This is a genomic window from Lentzea aerocolonigenes, from assembly GCF_000974445.1.
GTDB lineage: Bacteria > Actinomycetota > Actinomycetes > Mycobacteriales > Pseudonocardiaceae > Lentzea > Lentzea aerocolonigenes.
This window is the reverse complement of record NZ_BBOJ01000028.1, coordinates 1-17261: the sequence shown is the minus strand read 5'-3', so window position 1 is coordinate 17261 and position 17261 is coordinate 1. Positions and strand designations below refer to the sequence as shown.

General features: G+C 69.1%; 14 protein-coding genes. 11 read left to right on the top strand and 3 right to left on the bottom strand.

Annotated features, from left to right (window positions below):
- Positions 1 to 26: 26 nt before the first annotated feature.
- Together AOM45_RS41450 and AOM45_RS41445 are read right to left on the bottom strand one after the other, a co-directional pair.
- On the bottom strand, positions 27 to 782 hold the full coding sequence (locus AOM45_RS41450; protein WP_030471542.1) for an IclR family transcriptional regulator: 756 nt from the start codon (positions 780 to 782) through the stop codon (positions 27 to 29).
- A gap of 100 nt (positions 783 to 882) precedes the next feature.
- On the bottom strand, positions 883 to 2247 hold the full coding sequence (locus AOM45_RS41445; protein WP_051784362.1) for a bifunctional phosphatase PAP2/diacylglycerol kinase family protein: 1365 nt from the start codon (positions 2245 to 2247) through the stop codon (positions 883 to 885).
- Between the two features lie 116 nt (positions 2248 to 2363).
- On the opposite strand from AOM45_RS41445, the gene pafA reads away from it, so the two are divergent.
- Positions 2364 to 3722: a Pup--protein ligase gene (gene pafA / locus AOM45_RS41440; RefSeq protein ID WP_030471544.1), complete on the top strand. Its 1359-nt coding sequence runs from the start codon at positions 2364 to 2366 to the stop codon at positions 3720 to 3722.
- Positions 3723 to 3770: 48 nt separating this feature from the next.
- Here the strand turns inward: pafA and AOM45_RS41435 are convergent, their stop codons facing one another.
- A complete protein-coding gene (locus tag AOM45_RS41435) occupies positions 3771 to 7856 on the bottom strand; it encodes a wHTH domain-containing protein (protein ID WP_030471545.1) in 4086 nt (1361 codons plus the stop codon).
- Positions 7857 to 7977: 121 nt separating this feature from the next.
- Here AOM45_RS41435 and AOM45_RS41430 point away from each other — a divergent pair, with 121 nt between their 5' ends.
- The 10 genes from AOM45_RS41430 to AOM45_RS41385 all read left to right on the top strand — a co-directional run.
- On the top strand, positions 7978 to 8976 hold the full coding sequence (locus tag AOM45_RS41430; RefSeq protein WP_030471546.1) for a WD40/YVTN/BNR-like repeat-containing protein: 999 nt from the start codon (positions 7978 to 7980) through the stop codon (positions 8974 to 8976).
- A 139-nt stretch (positions 8977 to 9115) separates the two neighbouring features.
- A complete protein-coding gene (locus tag AOM45_RS41425) occupies positions 9116 to 9943 on the top strand; it encodes an alpha/beta hydrolase (protein WP_372497480.1) in 828 nt (275 codons plus the stop codon).
- 60 nt (positions 9944 to 10003) lie between these two features.
- On the top strand, positions 10004 to 10969 hold the full coding sequence (locus AOM45_RS41420) for a helix-turn-helix transcriptional regulator (protein WP_030471548.1): 966 nt from the start codon (positions 10004 to 10006) through the stop codon (positions 10967 to 10969).
- Positions 10966 to 11946 carry a helix-turn-helix transcriptional regulator gene (locus tag AOM45_RS41415; RefSeq protein WP_030471549.1) on the top strand — a complete coding sequence of 327 codons (981 nt, stop codon included), beginning with the start codon at positions 10966 to 10968 and terminating at the stop codon, positions 11944 to 11946. Before AOM45_RS41420 ends, AOM45_RS41415 begins: the two co-directional genes overlap by 4 nt.
- A gap of 9 nt (positions 11947 to 11955) precedes the next feature.
- On the top strand, positions 11956 to 12228 hold the full coding sequence (locus tag AOM45_RS41410) for a bacteriophage holin (RefSeq protein WP_156094218.1): 273 nt from the start codon (positions 11956 to 11958) through the stop codon (positions 12226 to 12228).
- A complete protein-coding gene (gene tatA / locus AOM45_RS41405; protein WP_030471551.1) occupies positions 12221 to 12511 on the top strand; it encodes a Sec-independent protein translocase subunit TatA in 291 nt (96 codons plus the stop codon). Before AOM45_RS41410 ends, tatA begins: the two co-directional genes overlap by 8 nt.
- 112 nt (positions 12512 to 12623) lie before the next feature.
- Positions 12624 to 13532: a twin-arginine translocase subunit TatC gene (gene tatC / locus AOM45_RS41400; protein WP_081902553.1), complete on the top strand. Its 909-nt coding sequence runs from the start codon at positions 12624 to 12626 to the stop codon at positions 13530 to 13532.
- Positions 13529 to 14389, top strand: a complete 861-nt coding sequence (locus tag AOM45_RS41395; RefSeq protein ID WP_030471553.1) for a diacylglycerol/lipid kinase family protein — start codon at positions 13529 to 13531, stop codon at positions 14387 to 14389. Before tatC ends, AOM45_RS41395 begins: the two co-directional genes overlap by 4 nt.
- 43 nt (positions 14390 to 14432) lie before the next feature.
- Positions 14433 to 16274 carry a molecular chaperone HtpG gene (htpG, locus tag AOM45_RS41390; protein WP_030471554.1) on the top strand — a complete coding sequence of 614 codons (1842 nt, stop codon included), beginning with the start codon at positions 14433 to 14435 and terminating at the stop codon, positions 16272 to 16274.
- 309 nt (positions 16275 to 16583) lie between these two features.
- The coding region (locus AOM45_RS41385; RefSeq protein WP_201780167.1) for an IS110 family transposase at positions 16584 to 17261 on the top strand (678 nt) is incomplete at its 3' end.

The window sequence follows — 17261 nt, the reverse complement described above, 5'->3', positions numbered from 1 at the left end:
CGACAATGTCGAACGGTCTCACACTACTACCAGGAGAGGCCACCCAGCTCCCTGGAGACACTGCGAGCTGCCTCACGTACGTACGAGACGAGCTCGAGGCGCGGCGGCTGGTCGGGGGAGTCGCACAGCCGCTCGACGGGCCCGGAGATCCCGATCGCGCCGACGACCACACCGCGCCTGTCGCGGATCGGCGCGGCGACCGACGCCTCGCCCTCGACGAGTTCGTGCAGGTCGTAGGCCCAGTCGCGGTCGCGGACCTCGTTCATGGCGACGGCCAGCTCGTCGGGGTTGAGCGTGTGCCGGGTGAACCGCTGAAGATCGCCGTCGGGCCACTCGCCGAACGCCACCAGCGCCTTGCCCAGTGCGGTCGCGTGCCACGGCAGCAGCGCGCCGGTGTCGAGCGTCTGCCGGCTGTTGTCCGGCCGGAACACGTGATGCACGACGAGCACGTGTTTGCCGTGCATCACGCCGATGCGCACCGCCTCGCGCGCACGCATCGCCAGCGTGTCCGACCAGTTCAACGCCTTCGCGCGCAGCTCGTTGCCGTCGAGGTAGGAGGTGCCGATCTGGAACAGGGCGGCGCCGAGGCGGTACTTGCCGCCCTCCACCTCCTGCTCGACGAACCCGACCTCCTGCAACGTCCGCAGGATGCCGTGCGCCGTCGGTTTCGCGAGGTCGAGGGCGCGGGCGATCTCGCCGACGCTCAGCTGGTGCGCGCCGCCGTGGGCGAGCAGCTTGAGGACCTCCGCCGCGCGCTGGATGGACTGAATGGGTCCGGGCACAGCACGCACTCTAGCTGCGAACGTTCGACAATGTCGAACACTGAAGTTCACGCGGGGACCCTACGTACTCTTCTGAAGGACGCGGGGGCCCCGCGTGAACTCAAGGGCGGTAGATGCCTAGGGCGGCGGCTCGGGAGCGGAAGAGGAACTGCGTGTCTCTCTCGCGCACCTCTCCGTCCGTTGCGATGGACACGGGCGCACCGTGCACCTTCACGTTCAACGACCCGACCTCAAGGTGTGTGTACGTCCGTGAGTGCTCCAACGCCCCGAGCAGGGCGCCCAGGAAGAACCTGGTCCGTGAGAACCGGCGATCCGCACGGACGTACCGGACGTCGAGCAGTCCATCGTTCAGACGCGGACGCATCGTCGGTGCGAACCCCTTGGGTCGATACGGCCCGTTGCCCACGAACAACAACCACACGAGGTGCTTGTCGCCGTCGATGGTCATCTCCAACGGACGCGCGCGCTGCAACACCCGGCCCAGCGCTATCGCCGCCGCCGGCCACTTGCCCCAGCGCTTCTGCAGCTTCTCGCGGATCCGCACCATGTCGGGGTAGCCGCCCAGCGACGCCGTGTTCACGAACCACTGGCCGTTGACCTGCGCGAGGTCCACCCGCACGCCCACGCCGTCCGCCACCGCCTGAGCCGTGTCGTGCAGGCCGGTGATGCCGACGTCGCGCGCGAAGTGGTTCAACGTGCCGGACGGGATGAGCACGAGCGGCAGATCTCGTTCGGCCGCGATGGCGGCCACGGCGGCCACCGTCCCGTCGCCACCGGCCACACCCAGCGCTTTCGCGTCCGGCAGCGAGTCCAGCTCGTCGATCGTCACGACCTGGGCCTTCGGCCACTCCTCGGTGATCTGCGGCGTCGGGTCCGGCCCGATTCCCGAGTGCGGGTTCACCACCACGACCAGCCCGTCGCCCTCCTGCAACGACGTCAGGTCGGCGTGCTCGTAGGCCGACGCGGGCTCGTTCAACCCGAGCGGCCACCACCGGCGCGTCAGCATCGCGGCCCCGACGCCGACCGCCGCGCCGGCCGCGACGTCAGTCGGCCAATGCACGCCTGTGTGGACGCGTGAATAAGCCACGGCGGCCGCGATCGGTGCCACCACCGCGCCTGCTTTGGGGGATTCCATGGCGACCGCCGTGGCGAAAGCGGCGGCGGACGCGGAGTGCCCCGACGGGAATGACGACGAGGTCGGCCGTTTGGACAGGCGACGTTCCACCGCGATCAGATCCGCGGCTGGCCTGCGTCGCGGAAAAAGTGACTTCCCGACGAGGTTCGCGCTGGCAGAGGCCCCGGCAATGGCCGCGACACCCCGTAGCGCGCCGCGCCGGAACGATCCCTTCCCCGTTGCCAGAATTGCCGCCACGACGAACCACAGCAGACTGTGGTTGGCGGCTTTGGAAAGCCTCTTCAAACCCCTGTCGAGCCTGCTCGGAGGCAGTCCGGCAGAGGAGCTCATGAGCTTCTTGTCGAGAGCGCTGACCCGTTTCCACACCCCACCGACACTAAACCGCAACCGGCGTGCCGCCCGAACGGATCACCCGCGTGCGGCCGGAAGTCGCCTACTGTTGAGGGATGCAGCGGCGGATCTTCGGCATTGAGACAGAGTTCGGGGTGACCTGCACCTTCCACGGGCAGCGGCGTCTCTCCCCGGACGAGGTCGCGCGGTACTTGTTCCGTCGGGTCGTGTCGTGGGGGCGTTCCTCGAACGTCTTCCTGCGCAACGGTTCTCGGCTCTACCTCGACGTCGGCTCACACCCGGAGTACGCCACGGCCGAGTGCGACGACCTGGCCCAGCTGGTCACGCACGACAAGGCGGGTGAGCGGATCCTCGAGGACCTGCTCGTCGACGCCGAGCGCAGACTGGCCGACGAGGGCATCGGCGGCGACATCTTCCTGTTCAAGAACAACACCGACTCTGCGGGCAACTCCTACGGCTGCCACGAGAACTACCTGGTCGCACGGGCCGGCGAGTTCTCCCGCATCGCGGACGTGCTGCTGCCGTTCCTGGTCACCCGCCAGCTGATCTGCGGCGCCGGCAAGGTCCTGCAGACCCCGCGCGGCGCCGTGTACTGCCTCTCGCAGCGCGCCGAGCACATCTGGGAGGGTGTGTCGTCCGCGACCACGCGTTCCCGCCCGATCATCAACACCCGCGACGAGCCGCACGCCGACGCCGAGCGCTACCGGCGCCTGCACGTCATCGTCGGCGACTCGAACATGTCCGAGGTGACGACGCTGCTCAAGGTCGGCAGCGCGAACCTCGTGCTCGAGATGATCGAGCAGGGCGTCCAGTTCCGCGACTTCTCCCTGGACAACCCCATCCGAGCCATCCGCGAGATCTCCCACGACCTGACCGGCCGCCGCACGGTGCGCCTGGCGGGCGGCAAGGAGGCCTCCGCGCTCGACATCCAGCGCGAGTACTACGAGAAGGCCGTCGAGCACACGGCCAAGCGCTCGCCGGACCCGATGGCGCAGCGCGTGATCGAGCTGTGGGGCCGCACGCTGGACGCCGTCGAGTCGCAGGACCTCACGAAGATCGACCGCGAGATCGACTGGGCCATCAAGAACCGCCTGATGGAGCGGTACATGGCCAAGCACAACATGGACCTGTCGAACCCGCGCATCGCCCAGCTCGACCTCGCCTACCACGACATCCGGCGCGGCCGCGGCGTGTTCGACCTGCTGCAGCGCAAGGGCCAGGTCGAGCGCGTGACCGACGACGGCGAGATCGAGGCCGCGAAGGACACGCCGCCGCAGACCACGCGGGCGAAGCTGCGCGGTGACTTCATCGCGGCGGCCCAGGCCGCCGGACGTGACTTCACCGTCGACTGGGTGCACCTGAAGCTGAACGACCAGGCGCAGCGCACCGTGCTGTGCAAGGACCCGTTCCGCGCGGTGGACGAGCGGGTGGAGCGGCTCATCTCGTCGCTCTGACCAGGCTGTTGACGAAGCGGCGGGTCCCGTCTGGGGCCCGCCGCTTCGTCATTCGCCGACGGTGATGCCGAGCCGGGTGAGCCGCCCGAGCACCTCACCGGGCAGCAGCTTCGTGGCGGACACCGCACGCATGACGTCGGCACGCGGGAAGTCCGCGGCCAGATCGCGGTACGGAGCATCGCCGTCCAGGTTCTGGCTCAGCAAAACCATGTCGGTCCGATCGACTGACAACGGCCGGCGCGGCCGCACGACGGGAACGCCCAGAGCCGACAGCCGCCTGGCCACCTCGTGAGGTGTCATCCCGGTGTTCCCGGCGGTGACCAGCAGGTGCAGCGCGTCGGCCGGCGCCGCCAGTCCGATCCAACGGGCCTCGCCCGACCTGTAGCTCCGCCGCACCCAGGCGAGCAGCTTGCTGTCGTACCGCTCGACCTTCTCCGGCAGCGGAGCGTCCTCGGGGCGCAGTCCGAGCTCGCTCAGTCTCGCGGCGACCTCCGCGGGCGGTCTGGCCAGCCTGGCAGCTGCGGCGAGCACGTGACCCAGCGGCACGACCAGGTGCTCGTCGGTCAGCCACGGCGGTTTTCCGTCCAGGTCGAGGCTTAGCAGCAGCAGGTCCTCCAACCGCACGTCGATGTCCAGCAGGTGGTCGGGCGGGGTGCCGAAGCCGAACTCGGCGAACCTGCGGGCAATCGAGAGCGGACTGCGCGTCATCTTGGTGGCGGCGATCAGGATGTGAGGAAGGCTCAGAAACTGGCCTGTGTGCAGCCATTCGGGCTCCTGGGCGTAGTAATGGTCTTCCGCACCGATCGAAGCGCTGAGCAGCTGCCTGTCTGTGCTGTCCACGTCGTCCGGGAGACAGTCGTGCGAGGGCGTGGTGAAGCCGAACTCGGCCAGCCTTCGCGCGATTGCCATCGGTGGCTGGTCCAGGTCCAGCGCCATGCTCACCACTTGTCCGGTGGTGACGACCGTGTCGGTGTACAGGTCACGCACGGTGTCGGCCGACTGGTGGCGTCTCCGGGCGATCTTTCTGTCGAGCGGTGTGAGCTGCTCGGGAACCGTCCCCGAGACTTGGAACCCCGCTGCCGCGAGCCGCGCGGCGACGTGTGCCGGTGGGTTGTTCGTCGCAAGAGCGACGCGAACGACGTGCAGTGCCGGGACGGGGTTCTGGACGTACGACGTCCATTCGCCCTGCTTCAGGGTGAAGGTCCGCGCGTCATCGGGCTCAACGCGCGCTGGCAAGCTCCCAGGGTCAGGCGTGGCGTAACCGAGCTCGGCCAGCCTCGCCGCGATCTCGGCAGGTGTCCGGTGGTCATCGGCCGCCACGACCATGACGTGCGCGACCGGGACCATCTCATCGACCGGGAGGGGCGCGGGTGCCGCCCGAGTCTTCAGCAGGAGCTGGTCGCTGACGTCGACTTCGGCGGGCAGCCTGCCGATCCTTGAGGTGTCAAACCCGAGTTCGATTAGCCTTGCGACGACGGCGGAGGGGGTCATACCTGTCATGACCGCGGCCAACAGCACGTGAGCGTGCGGCACAGGCTCGTCCCACGGGAGGTAGCGCCCGGACGCTTCGTTCTGGTCGGCCAGCAGGACCCGGTCGGACTCGATGATCTCAGCGGGCACCGACCGCGGATCGGGGACTGGAAGTCCGAGCTCGGCGAGTCGCGCCACGACCTCAGCGGGTGAACGGTGCGCCCGCACGGCCACCTCCAGCACATAGCCCGGGAATCCCGTGCTCTCGCTGTGTTCGAGCAGGATCTCGTCTGACGGACGAGCCGGCACGACTGCTGGGGACATCGGTCCTGCTCCGGCGCGAAGCCACGCCGCCAGTCGCCACCTGCTGACTGCGGCGCTCCACTCGACAGCCTCGAGTTCATCGTCCTGCGCCAGAGCATCGGCGTCGGGTGGATAGCAGCCCACGATCTCTATGGGCCCTTCCACGCTGCCGACTCGCCAGGGGCGGTGCCGGGCCTCGATCGCGCGCTCGCAGATCTCGTCGGCGAGTCGCGGCATCGTCTCGGCGAGGTCCGAGAGCCAGGCGTGGGACAGCGGGGTGTCCGGTGAGTTGATCAGTGTCGGCACGGCGGACCACATGAGTTCGTCGACCCGCCCGTTGTCGAAGTCGATGATCTCGTTGCGGTCCACGGTGAGCCGCGGCTGGTCACTGCCGGACAGATTGACGATGGCACCGAACGTGGTGATGCCCGCCCAGATCCCGTCCGCGAGGATCGCTCCCTCGGTGTCGCACCACCACACTCTGCCCCCGCTCGCGGGAGCGAGCTTTTTCGCGGAGCGGAGGGCGCCGTCGCGGAACGCGTCTTCCGCACCCACCGGTGCGGTGTCGGACAGCCGCCGGGGTTCCCAGGTTTGCTGGCCGCTTTCGTCGTCCGACGTCACCGTGAAGTCGCTCACCCACAGGATCCGGCGGAGCAGCTCGGTGCAGCGCACCGGGTTCTCCGTCGGCCGCAGCCGCAGGCGCACGACGGTGCCCGCGTCCTCGCCCGGCCCCAGGTCGCGCACGCGGAACAGCGCGTCCGGGCCCGCGATGTGCACCTCCAGCCGCTGCCCCGGACGGCCGGAGCGGCTCAGGCGGCACGTCGTCACCGTGATCTCGTCGGCGAGCATGAAGTAACTCAGCACCCCGATGCCGAACCGGCTGTTGGGGAACGACTCGATGCCCACCGAGGCCCAGTCGGCCTGTTCCTCGACGTACTCCGGCATGTCGGTGAACCGCACGCCGGCGTGGGCGAACACGTCGACGAGCTCGCGGTCGCCCATGCCGATGCCGTTGTCGGAGCACTCGAGGAACGGTCGGCCCTGCTCGTCGACGCCCTGCCGGAAGCTGATCGTGCCCTGCCAGGGCGGCAACGCGGTGCCCATCGCGGTCAGGTAGGAGGTCCTGGCCTGGCGGTAGCGGCAGGCGTCCAGCGCGTTCTGGTAGAGCTCGCGGATCGCGAGGTCCGGTGTGCCGTAGAGCTGTTCGCCCATGAGCAACGCCTGGATCTGGTCGTCCGCCAGGCGGAACCGGTGGCCCTCGGAGGTGGTCGGGCTCGTGCCGTCGGCCGAGGCGTGGACGGGCATGTCCCTCAGCGGTGCGAGCGTGGGGGAGTCCTCGGCCGCGCGCACGATCTCCGTGAGGACGGCGTCGACCGCCGCGGCCCGGTCGTGCAGGGCGAGCGCGGTCGCGGGGTGCTGGCACGTGGCGGTGAGCACCCGCGTGCGGTTGCCGTCCCACGTCGCCTCGCGGATGGACGTCAGCACCTCGCCGGGCGTGATGCCGTCGTCGATGCCGAGGTGGTCGGCGATCACGCGCGGCAGCACGGTGGGGTCGACGGCCGTGCGGTGGGCGACGACGAGCAGGTAGCCCAGCAGCTGCTCGCGCAGGTCCTGTTCCAGCTCGGTGCCGCCGAGGAGGCGGACCGTCGGCCTCAGCCTCGCCGGACGGTCGACGCGGCGCAGGTACGCGGGGTCGAGCTGGACGGCGCGCATCAGTTCCGTCAGCCGCGGCGCGGTGAGCACGGCGTTCAACGGCGGCGGGATCGAGGCCGGCAAGAGCGAGGTGATGTTCTCCTGGCCGTAGCACTCGGGTTGCCGGACGAGCCACTGGTGGAAGAGCCACCACCCGATGCCGGTGGCGGCGGGGTCGCCCGAGGAGAGCGCGCGCACGCCCCGGCGGTGCAGGGCGCCGAACCCGGCCGCGAACGCGCTGAACTTCGGCAGCTCGGCACTGGAGGCGAAGGCCGCGACCGCGGGATCGGTGCCCCGCAGCACGGTCTCCGCCTGCTTCGCCCAGAACGCCTGGTGCAGGTAGGGGAACGTGACGAGCAGGGCGGTCTCGGCGTCGGACAGGCGCAACTCGTCCGTCCGCAGCACGCTGAGGGTCAGCCAGCGCAGTCGCAGCGTGAACCGGTCCGCGAACCCCTCGTCGAGCCAGGGATCACCCGCCGAGGCCGCGCGGTGGCCCGTCCACGACGCGGCCAGCTCCGACACCACCGCCGCGCAGGCGTTGCGCATCGTGTTCGACGGCCCGAGGTGCTCGCGTGCCGCCGTCGTCCACGGGTGCGGTGTGGTGACCTCCGCGAGTGACCGTCGCGGGGCCGTCGCCCCGATCACCAGACGCGGGTCGTTCTCCTGCATGCCGGAGATCTTCGGCCGCGACCGAACGGAAGTACCGCAACGACGCAGCAGATCACCCGTTCAGCCCTCTCGGTCCGATCGGGGCTAGGAAGCGATCACCGCGTTCGACCAGAGTGGCGGCATGAGGATCATCGCGGCGGCACTCGCCGCTTTCCTGGTTCTCCCCGGAGTCGCCTCGGCCGACTCCTACTGGGAGCTGAAACCGACCGGCACGGACGCACGCCTGCGCGGCCTGTCCGCGGTCAACGGCCAGGTCGCCTGGGTCAGCGGCTCGAAAGGCACGGTCCTGCGCACGACCAACGGCGGCCGGTCGTGGGAGTCCGTGGCACCGCCGGACACCGCGACGCTGGACTTCCGCGACATCCAGGCGTTCGACGCGCGCAACGCCGTCGCGCTGTCCATCGGCGAGGGGGAGGCATCACGGATCTACCGCACGTCCGACGGCGGCAAGACCTGGCAGGAGTCGTTCCGCAACAACGACCCGAAGGCGTTCTACGACTGTGTGGCGTTCTTCGACCGGTTTCGCGGGCTCGCGCTGAGTGACCCCGTTGACGGCAAGTTCCGCGTGTTGCGCACGTGGGACGGTGGGCGGTCGTGGCACGTCAACGACACGAAGGGCATGCCGGACGCGTTGCCGGGCGAGTTCGCGTTCGCGGCGTCCGGGCAGTGCGTGACGACGAGCGGCAACCACGCGTGGATCGCGACCGGCGGCGGCGCGAAGGCACGGGTGCTGGAGTCGCGTGACGGTGGCAGGTCGTGGAAGGCCTCCGACGTGCCGTTGCCCAGTGGCGCGGCGGCCGGGGTGTTCGCGGTCGCGTTCAAGACGCCGTGGCGGGGCGTCGCGATCGGCGGCGACTACCTGAAGCCGACCGACCCGACGCCGGCGTTCGCGACCTACGACCCGCGCGGCTGGAAGGCAGGCGGGCAGGCCCCGGTCGGGTACCGCTCCGGCATCGCCTACCGCGGCAACGGGCTGGTGGCGGTCGGGCCGTCGGGCACGGACGTCAGCAAGGACGGCGAGCACTGGAAGGTCGCGGACACGGGCAGCTTCGACACCGTCGACTGCGCCGGGTTCAACTGCTGGGCCGCCGGCGAGAAGGGACGGGTCGGTCGCACCTGATGCGGTTGCACCCCGTGAGCTTCGTCGTGGCAGGCACGACCGTGCTCCCGCACGATCCACACTCTGAGATCGTCGTCGCCCCGGCCGTTTCCTCGTAGCCCCCGCCGGGTAGATGACGAAGGTGTTCGAGGGATTCACCTTGCGCCGCATCGATGTCGGCGAGGCCGTGCTGCGAGTGAGGATCGGTGGGGCAGGGCCACCGGTCCTCCTCCTGCACGGCCACCCTCGAACCCACACGACGTGGCACCGCGTCGCGCCGTTGCTCGCCGAGGACCACACGGTCGTGTGCCCGGACTTGCGCGGCTACGGCGAGTCCAGCAAACCCGGCGACTACTCGAAACGCGCCATGGCACGCGACTTCGTCAACCTGATGAGCGCGCTCGGCCACGAGCGGTTCGCGGTCGCCGGGCACGACCGGGGTGCGGCCGCGGCGATCCGGCTCGCGCTCGACCACCCGGCCCGCGTCACCGCGCTGGCCGTGCTGGACGGGCTGCCGATCGGCGCCCACCTGCGGCGCTGCGACGCCCGGTTCGCGCAGGCCTGGTACCACTGGTTCTTCCTGGCGCAGCAGGAGATCGCGGCCGCGATGATCAACCAGGACCCGGACCTCTGGTACGGCGGGCGCTACCACGACACGCCACTCGCGATGGGCGTGGAGAACTGGGCCGACTACCAGCGCGCCATCCACGACCCGGAGACCGTGCTCGCGATGTGCGGCGACTACCGCGCCGGGCTGGAGGTCGACCGGGGACACGACGACGAGGACCGGGCGCGCGGCCGCAGGATCACCTGTCCGGTGCTGGCCCTGTGGTCGGCCAAGGACGACCTCGGCGAGCTGTACGAGGACCTGGCCGGAATCTGGGACGAGTGGGCGGGTGACGTGCGGGTTCGGTCCATCGACTGTGGACACCACATGGCCGAGGAAGCACCCGTGGAGCTGGTGCGGGAGCTGCGCACACTGCTCTGAACGGACCGTTCACGACAGGTGATGTCAGGGTTTCGAAGCGCACGGGGTTAGGGTTTGTCCGTGGCCATCGCCCGTGCCGAACGCCTTGTCAACCTGGTGCTGTGCCTGCTGTCGACCCGTCAGTACCTGACAGCGGAGCGCATCCGCGTCATCGTCCCCGGCTATCACGAAGCGCCGACGGACGAGGCGTTCTTCCGCATGTTCGAAAGGGACAAGTCCGAGCTGCGGGACCTCGGCGTACCGCTGGAGACCGGCCGGCAGTCGAACGTGGAGGGCGCGGAGGACGGCTACCGGATCGCGCGGCGCGACTACGAGCTCGGCGACATCGACCTCGAACCCGACGAGGCCGCCGCGGTGGCGCTGGCCGCGCGGCTGTGGGACTCGCCGCAGCTCACGGGTGCCGTGCACGGAGCGTTGATCAAGCTCAGGGCAGCAGGAGTGGACGTCGACCAGGACACGCCGGCGACCGTCGAGCCCAAGGTCCGCGCGAACGAGCCCGCGTTCCCGCCGCTGTTGCAGGCCGTGCAGGCGGGTCAGGTCGTCACGTTCTCCTACCGCAAGCCCCCGCCCGGCGGGCAGAGCGAACGAACGGTCGAGCCGTGGGGCGTCGTCGCCTGGCGCGGCAAGTGGTACCTCGTGGGCTGGGACCGCGACCGCGACGGCACGCGCTGTTTCCGGCTGTCCAGGGTCGTGGGGACAGTCCGGACCGTCGGCAAGCCGGGCGCCTTCAAGGTGCCGGAGGGCACCGACCTGATGAGCCTCATCGCGCGCACGGAGGCTGATCCGCACCAGACCGCCCCCGCCAGGATCTGGGTGGCCAAGGGCAGGGCGCAGGGCGTGCGCCGGCACGCGAAGGTCGTCGACGAACGCGACGGCGGCGACATCGTCGAGATCGACCTGAAGTTCCCCGACTCCGCGGCCAAGTGGCTCGCCGGGTTCGGGCCCGACGTCGTGGTGCTGGAGCCCGAGGTGCTGGCCAAGTCCGTCCGCGACCGCCTGCAGGGCGCACTGGAAGGAGCGCGGTGACCGCGTCGAACGAACGGCTGCCGCGTCTGCTCGCACTCGTGCCGTACCTGCTCAACCGGCCCGCGATCACCGTGAAGGAGGCCGCGGCCGACTTCGGCATCACGCCCAAGCAGCTGCGCAAGGACCTCGAGCTGCTGTGGATGTGCGGCCTGCCCGGCTACGGTCCCGGCGACCTGATCGACCTCTCGTTCGAGGGCGAGACGATCACCGTCTCGTTCGACGCGGGCATGAACCGGCCGTTGCGGCTCACGGCTGCCGAGGCGGCGTCGCTGCTGGTCGCGCTCAGGGCGCTGGCGGACACACCCGGTGTGGTCGACACGGACGCCGTGCAGCGCGCGCTGGCCAAGATCGAGTCGGCGGTCGGCAAGGCGCAGCCCGCGGGCATGGTGGTCGGGCTCGGCGCGTTCGAACGGGGCGAGACGGCGGAGGTCCGTGCCGCGGTGCAGGACGCCGTGAAGCGCGAACGGGCCGTGCGCATCCGTTACTACTCGCAGTCGCACGACGCGATGAGCGACCGAGTGGTGGATCCGATGCGTCTGCTGCTCGTGGAAGGCCGCGGCTATCTCGAAGCGTGGTGCCGCTCGGCGCTCGGCGTGCGGCTGTTCCGGCTCGACCGGATCGACGACGTGGAGGTCCTCGACGAGCCGTCCTCGCCTCCGCCCCACGCGAGGCTGACGGATACATCGGAGGGCTTGTTCCAGCCGCGGGACGATCAGAAGATCGCGGTCCTTCTGCTCGAACCGGACGCGCACTGGGTCGCCGAGTACTACCCGGTCGACCACGCCGCGGAGCTCTCGGACGGCCGCACGCGTGTCCTCATGCGGTACGACGACCCGTCGTGGATGGTGCGCCTGCTCCTGGGGCTGGGCGGGGACGTGCACGTCGAACAGCCGGCCGAGCTCGCGGACGAGGTGACGCGCCAAGCTCGCGAAGCATTGATGCGGGCAGATCACCTGCTGTCCACCCAAGACGTATAACGTGTGCTCGTGCCGTCTACACCGACCCTGGCGCTGATCGCGCTCGGCCTCGTCGCGCTGGTCGCGATCGCGGTCCGAGTCATCCGATCCTTGCGTCGATTCGCCAGCGCCCGCACTCTGGTGAGGGACAGGGTCGGCGACGGCGTCGGACTGCTGAAGGCGCGATCCGCTGCGCTGAAGGTGGCCTTCGCCGCACGGCGGCACCCGGAACAGGCCCGTACCAGGGCGAACCCCGCGTACGATCGTCGTGGCGGGGGAGACAGGAGGATCACCAATGGGTAACCTCGGACCCACCGAGCTGATCATCATCGCAGTGGTGATCATTCTGCTGTTCGGTGCGAAGAAGCTGCCTGACATGGCTCGTTCGCTCGGCCGGTCGGCGAAGATCTTCAAGGCCGAGACGAAGGGCCTGCGCGAGCAGGACGCGGACGACGCGCCCGTTCAGCAGCAGCCCGTGCAGCAGCCGGTGCAGCAGCTCCCGCCGGCCCAGCCGCAGGTGCAGCAGCAGCCCCAGGTCGCTCCTCCGATCGAGCAGACCGCGCAGAACAAGGCCACCAACAACTGACCTGCCGGTCATCTGACTTGTAAGGACGGTTCGCGCGGTGGCAAGTCCGTTCCGGTGGTTTGCCGAGCGCCGGGAACGCGGCAAGCGCCGTCGGGGCAACCCCGACGGCACCATGTCGCTCAAAGAGCACCTTTACGAGCTGAGGCACCGGCTCGCGATGGCGATGTTGATCATCACCGCCGGTGCCATCTTCGGCTGGATCTGGTTCGCCGTGAAGCTGGGCCCGATCCCGTCGCTGGGCGACATCATGACCGGCCCCTACTGCCAGCCGGACCTCGCGCCGTACCGGGTCCAGTTCCCCGGTGAGACCGGCTGCCGGCTGTTGCAGACGGAGCCGTTCGAGAGCTTCATGATCCGGTTGCAGGTCGGTGCCGCGGCGGGTGCCGTGCTGCTCAGCCCCTTCTGGCTGTACCAGTTCTGGGCGTTCATCACGCCCGGCCTGTACCAGAAGGAACGCAAGTTCGCGCGCACCTTCGTGTTCTTCGCCGCGATCCTGTTCGCGGCGGGTGCGGTGCTTGCTTACTGGGTCGTGCCGCAGGGCCTGCAGGTGCTGATCAGCTTCGGTGGCGACCAGTTCATCACGGCGCTGACCGGTGGGAAGTACGTCTCGTTCGTCATCACGATGCTGTTCATCTTCGGCGTGAGCTTCGAGCTGCCGCTGGTGGTCGTGATGCTGAACCGGGCGGGCGTGGTCAGCTACGAGCTGCTCGCGAAGTGGCGGCGCGGCCTGCTGATGGGCCTGTTCGTGTTCGCCGCGATCGCGACGCCGGGCACCGACCCGATCTCGATGGTCGCGCTGGCGCTCGCGCTGTCCCTGCTGTTCGAGATGGCGATCCAGCTCGCGCGCCTCCACGACAAGCGTCAGGCCAGGCTGCGCAAGGCCGAGGGCTGGGACTCGCTCGACGACAACGAGGCGGCGCCGTTCGACTACACGCCGTCCGATGCCGACGGCAACATGCCCGGTGAGAAAGCCGTCGCTTCGGAACCCGCGAAGCGCGTGAACTACGACGACGCCACGTGACGCGGGCGGCTCTGCTGGTCTGCCCCGCGTCGGGCAAGGGGCGGGCGGCCCGGATGGCCGGGTCGACCGCCGCCGCGCTGCGCCCGCACGTGTCGTCGCTGACGCAGCTGGTGGCGCACGACGCCTCAGGGACCCTCGCGATGGCGCGCGAGGCGGTCGCCGACGGCGTCGACCTGCTCGTCGTGCTCGGCGGTGACGGGGCCGCGCACCTGGGCATCCAGGCGTGCGCGGGCACGTCGACGGCTCTGGGCATCGTGCCGGCCGGCACCGGCAACGACCTGGCCGCCGCGATCGGGTCGCAGTCGGTCGAGGACGTCGTCCACGGCATCCGCAAGACCCTCGACCTGGGGCGGCTGTCGACCGGCCAGTGGTTCGCGACGGTGCTGTGCGCCGGGTTCGACTCCGCGGTGAACGAGCGGGCGAACGCGATGCGCTGGCCGTCCGGTCCCCGCCGCTACGACCTCGCGATCGTGGCCGAGCTGGCCTCGCTGAGGTCGGCACCGCTGGTCGTGACGACCGAGGACGAGTCGATCGAGCTGGACGCGACGCTCGTGGCGGTCGGCAACACCCCGAACTACGGCGGTGGCATCCCGGTGTGCCCCGGCGCGGACGCTCATGACGGCCTGTTCGACGTCACGGTCGTGGAGCACGCCAGCCGCGCCATGCTGATGCGCATGCTGCCGACGTTGCGCACAGGCACGCACACCGAGCATCCGGCCGTGCGGACGTTCCGCGCGCGCGAGGTGTCGTTGTCCGGTGGCAACGGGTGGATCGCTTACGCCGACGGCGAACGCCAGGAGGCGTTGCCGGTGTCAGTTCACACGGTCCCGCACGCACTCACCGTCGTGGGTCGCTAAGTTGTAGGGCTGTTCGTTCCGCTTTCTTTTTCGGTGGGGATGCATGGAAACCCTTGAGTTCCAGTCCGAGGCGCGCCAGCTGCTGCAGCTGATGATCCACTCGATCTACTCGAACAAGGACACGTTCCTGCGCGAGCTGGTGTCGAACGCCTCCGACGCACTGGACAAGCTGAGGCTGGAGTCCTTCCGCGACAAGGACATGAAGGTCGACGTCGACGACCTGCACATCGTGATCGAGTCCGATCCCGCCGAACGCACGCTGACCGTGCGCGACAACGGCATCGGCATGACGCGCGAGGATGTCGTGGGCCTCATCGGCACGATCGCGAAGTCCGGCACCGCCGAGTTCCTGCGCAAGCTCAAGGAACAGCAGTCGTCGTCGTCCGACCTGATCGGCCAGTTCGGCATCGGCTTCTACTCGTCGTTCATGGTGGCCGACAAGGTCACCCTCGTGACCCGGCACCCGCACGCCGAGAAGGGCGTCCGCTGGGAGTCGACCGGCGAGAGCACGTACACGATCGAGGACGTCGACGACGCGCCGCAGGGCACCTCGGTCACGTTGCACCTCAAGCCGTCCGACGACGAGGACCGGCTGCCGGACTACACCGAGCCGGCGAAGATCCGCGAGATCGTCAAGCGCTACTCGGACTTCATCACCTGGCCCGTGCGCCTGGGCGGCGAGGAGATCAACTCCCGCAAGGCCCTGTGGGCACGCCCGGCCTCCGAGGTGACGGAGGAGGAGTACGCGGAGTTCTACCGGCACATCAGCCACGACTGGAACGCGCCGCTCGAGACCATCCGCATGCAGGCAGAGGGCACGTTCGAGTACCAGGCGCTGCTGTTCCTGCCGGCGCAGGCCCCGATGGACCTGTTCATGCGCGACAGCAGGCGCGGCGTGCAGCTCTACGTGAAGCGCGTCTTCATCATGGACGACTGCGCCGAGCTGATGCCGGAGTACCTGCGTTTTGTGAAGGGCGTGGTCGACGCTGCGGACCTCTCGCTGAACGTCTCGCGCGAGATCCTGCAGCAGGACCGCCAGATCCAGCTGATGCGCCGCCGCCTGGTGAAGAAGGTCCTTTCTTCTCTGAAGTCGCTGATGGGCGCTCGCCCGGACGACTACAAGAAGTTCTGGGGCGAGATGGGCGCGGCGCTGAAGGAGGGCCTGCTCTCCGACCACGACAACCGCGACGCGATCCTCGAGGTCTGCTCGTTCGCCTCGACGCACTCCGAGGACACCCTGACGACGCTGGCCGACTACGTGTCGCGGATGAAGGAAGGCCAGGAGCACATCTACTTCATGACCGGCGACTCACGCACGGCCGTGGAGAACTCGCCGCACATGGAAGCCCTGCGCGCCAAGGGTTACGAGGTGCTGATCCTGACCGACCCGATCGACGAGATGTGGGTCGACGCGGTGCCGTCGTTCGACGGCAAGCAGTTCCAGTCCGTCGCGAAGGGTCAGGTAGACCTGGAGACGGAAGAGGAGAAGTCCGCGGCCGCGGCCAAGGCTTCGGAGTTCGCGGACCTGCTGTCGTGGATGGCCTCCTCGTTGTCGGAAGACGTGAAGGAGGTGCGGCTGTCCACGCGTCTGACCACTTCGCCGGCGTGCGTGGTCGGCGATGCGCACGACATCACGCCGACGCTGGAGAAGATGTACAAGGCGATGGGGCAGGAGCTGCCGAAGATCAAGCGGATCCTGGAGCTCAACCCGTCGCATCCGCTGGTGGAGGGGCTGCACTCGGCGTTTGTCTCTGGGGAGCGCTCCTCGTTGGAGGACGCGGTGGAGCTGATCTACGGGCTGGCGTTGCTGGCTGAGGGCGGGGAGCTTTCGGATCCGTCGCGGTTCGTGAAGTTGGTGGCTGAGCGGGTGCAGCGGACCTTCTGAGTTGGGGGTGGGGCGGGGTGCGGTGTTTCGTGCCCCGCTCTGCTTTGTGTTGCGTTGGGCTTGCGCGGGTTCGGCTTGCGTGGGTCGGCTTGGGGTGGTTGGGCGCGGGTTCCAGCGGGGTGGTCACCTTTTGCTGGTGTGGTCGTGTTCCAGCGTGGTCGCTTTGGGTTGTATGACGAGCCGGGTCATTTCATCGCCGCTTCGCGACGATTGCGATTGGGGCTTGATGCGATGAAGGAGCGGGGCCTCGCTCCTGGTGGGTCCCGAGCGGACACTCGGGTTGCTCACTCCAACTCAAGGGAGGCCCCTGTGTCTGAGTATGACGGGAAACAGTTCGTCGGGATCGATTTGCACCGGTCTCGTTCGGTGATCGTGCGGATGACCGCTGAGGGTGAGCGGTTGGACGCGGTGCGGATCGTGAACGATCCGATGCGGTTGATGGCCGAGATCGGCAAGGCCGGTGAGGCGCCGGAGGTGGTGCTGGAGGCCACCTATGGCTGGTACTGGGCCGCGGACGTGCTGGCGGAGGCGGGCGCGCACGTGCATCTGGCGCATCCGCTGGGGATCAAGGGATTCACGACCCGGCGGGTGAAAAACGATGTGCGGGATGCCACGGATCTGGCGGACCTGCTGCGGATGGGCCGCCTGCCCGAGGCGTGGATCGCTCCGCCGGCGGTGCGGGAGCTGCGGGAGTTGGTGCGGTATCGGTGCCGGCTGGTCGGCCGGCGGTCGGGGTTGAAAGCGGGTGTGCACGCGGTGCTGGCCAAGCAGGGCCTGCGGCTGCCGGTCACCGATCTGTTCGGGGTGCGCGGGCGTGTCCTGCTCGCGCAGGTTCCGCTGGAGCCGGTGTTGCGGGCCAGGGTGAACTCGCAGTGCCGGCTGATCGACGCGTTCGGTTTCGAGATCGACACCGTCACCGGCCTGCTGCTGCGCCGGGCCGCCAAAGACCCCGGCTGGACGGTGATCCAGCAGATCCCCGGTATCGGC

Bases quoted from the DNA above. Each gene is read 5' to 3' on its own strand.
- AOM45_RS41445 (WP_051784362.1), bottom strand. From the start codon at position 2,247: ATGAGCTCCTCTGCCGGACTGCCTCCGAGCAGGCTCGACAGGGGTTTG.
- pafA (WP_030471544.1), top strand. From the start codon at position 2,364: ATGCAGCGGCGGATCTTCGGCATTGAGACAGAGTTCGGGGTGACCTGC.
- AOM45_RS41435 (WP_030471545.1), bottom strand. From the start codon at position 7,856: ATGCAGGAGAACGACCCGCGTCTGGTGATCGGGGCGACGGCCCCGCGA.
- AOM45_RS41430 (WP_030471546.1), top strand. From the start codon at position 7,978: ATGAGGATCATCGCGGCGGCACTCGCCGCTTTCCTGGTTCTCCCCGGA.
- tatA (WP_030471551.1), top strand. From the start codon at position 12,221: ATGGGTAACCTCGGACCCACCGAGCTGATCATCATCGCAGTGGTGATC.
- tatC (WP_081902553.1), top strand. From the start codon at position 12,624: ATGTCGCTCAAAGAGCACCTTTACGAGCTGAGGCACCGGCTCGCGATG.
- htpG (WP_030471554.1), top strand. From the start codon at position 14,433: ATGGAAACCCTTGAGTTCCAGTCCGAGGCGCGCCAGCTGCTGCAGCTG.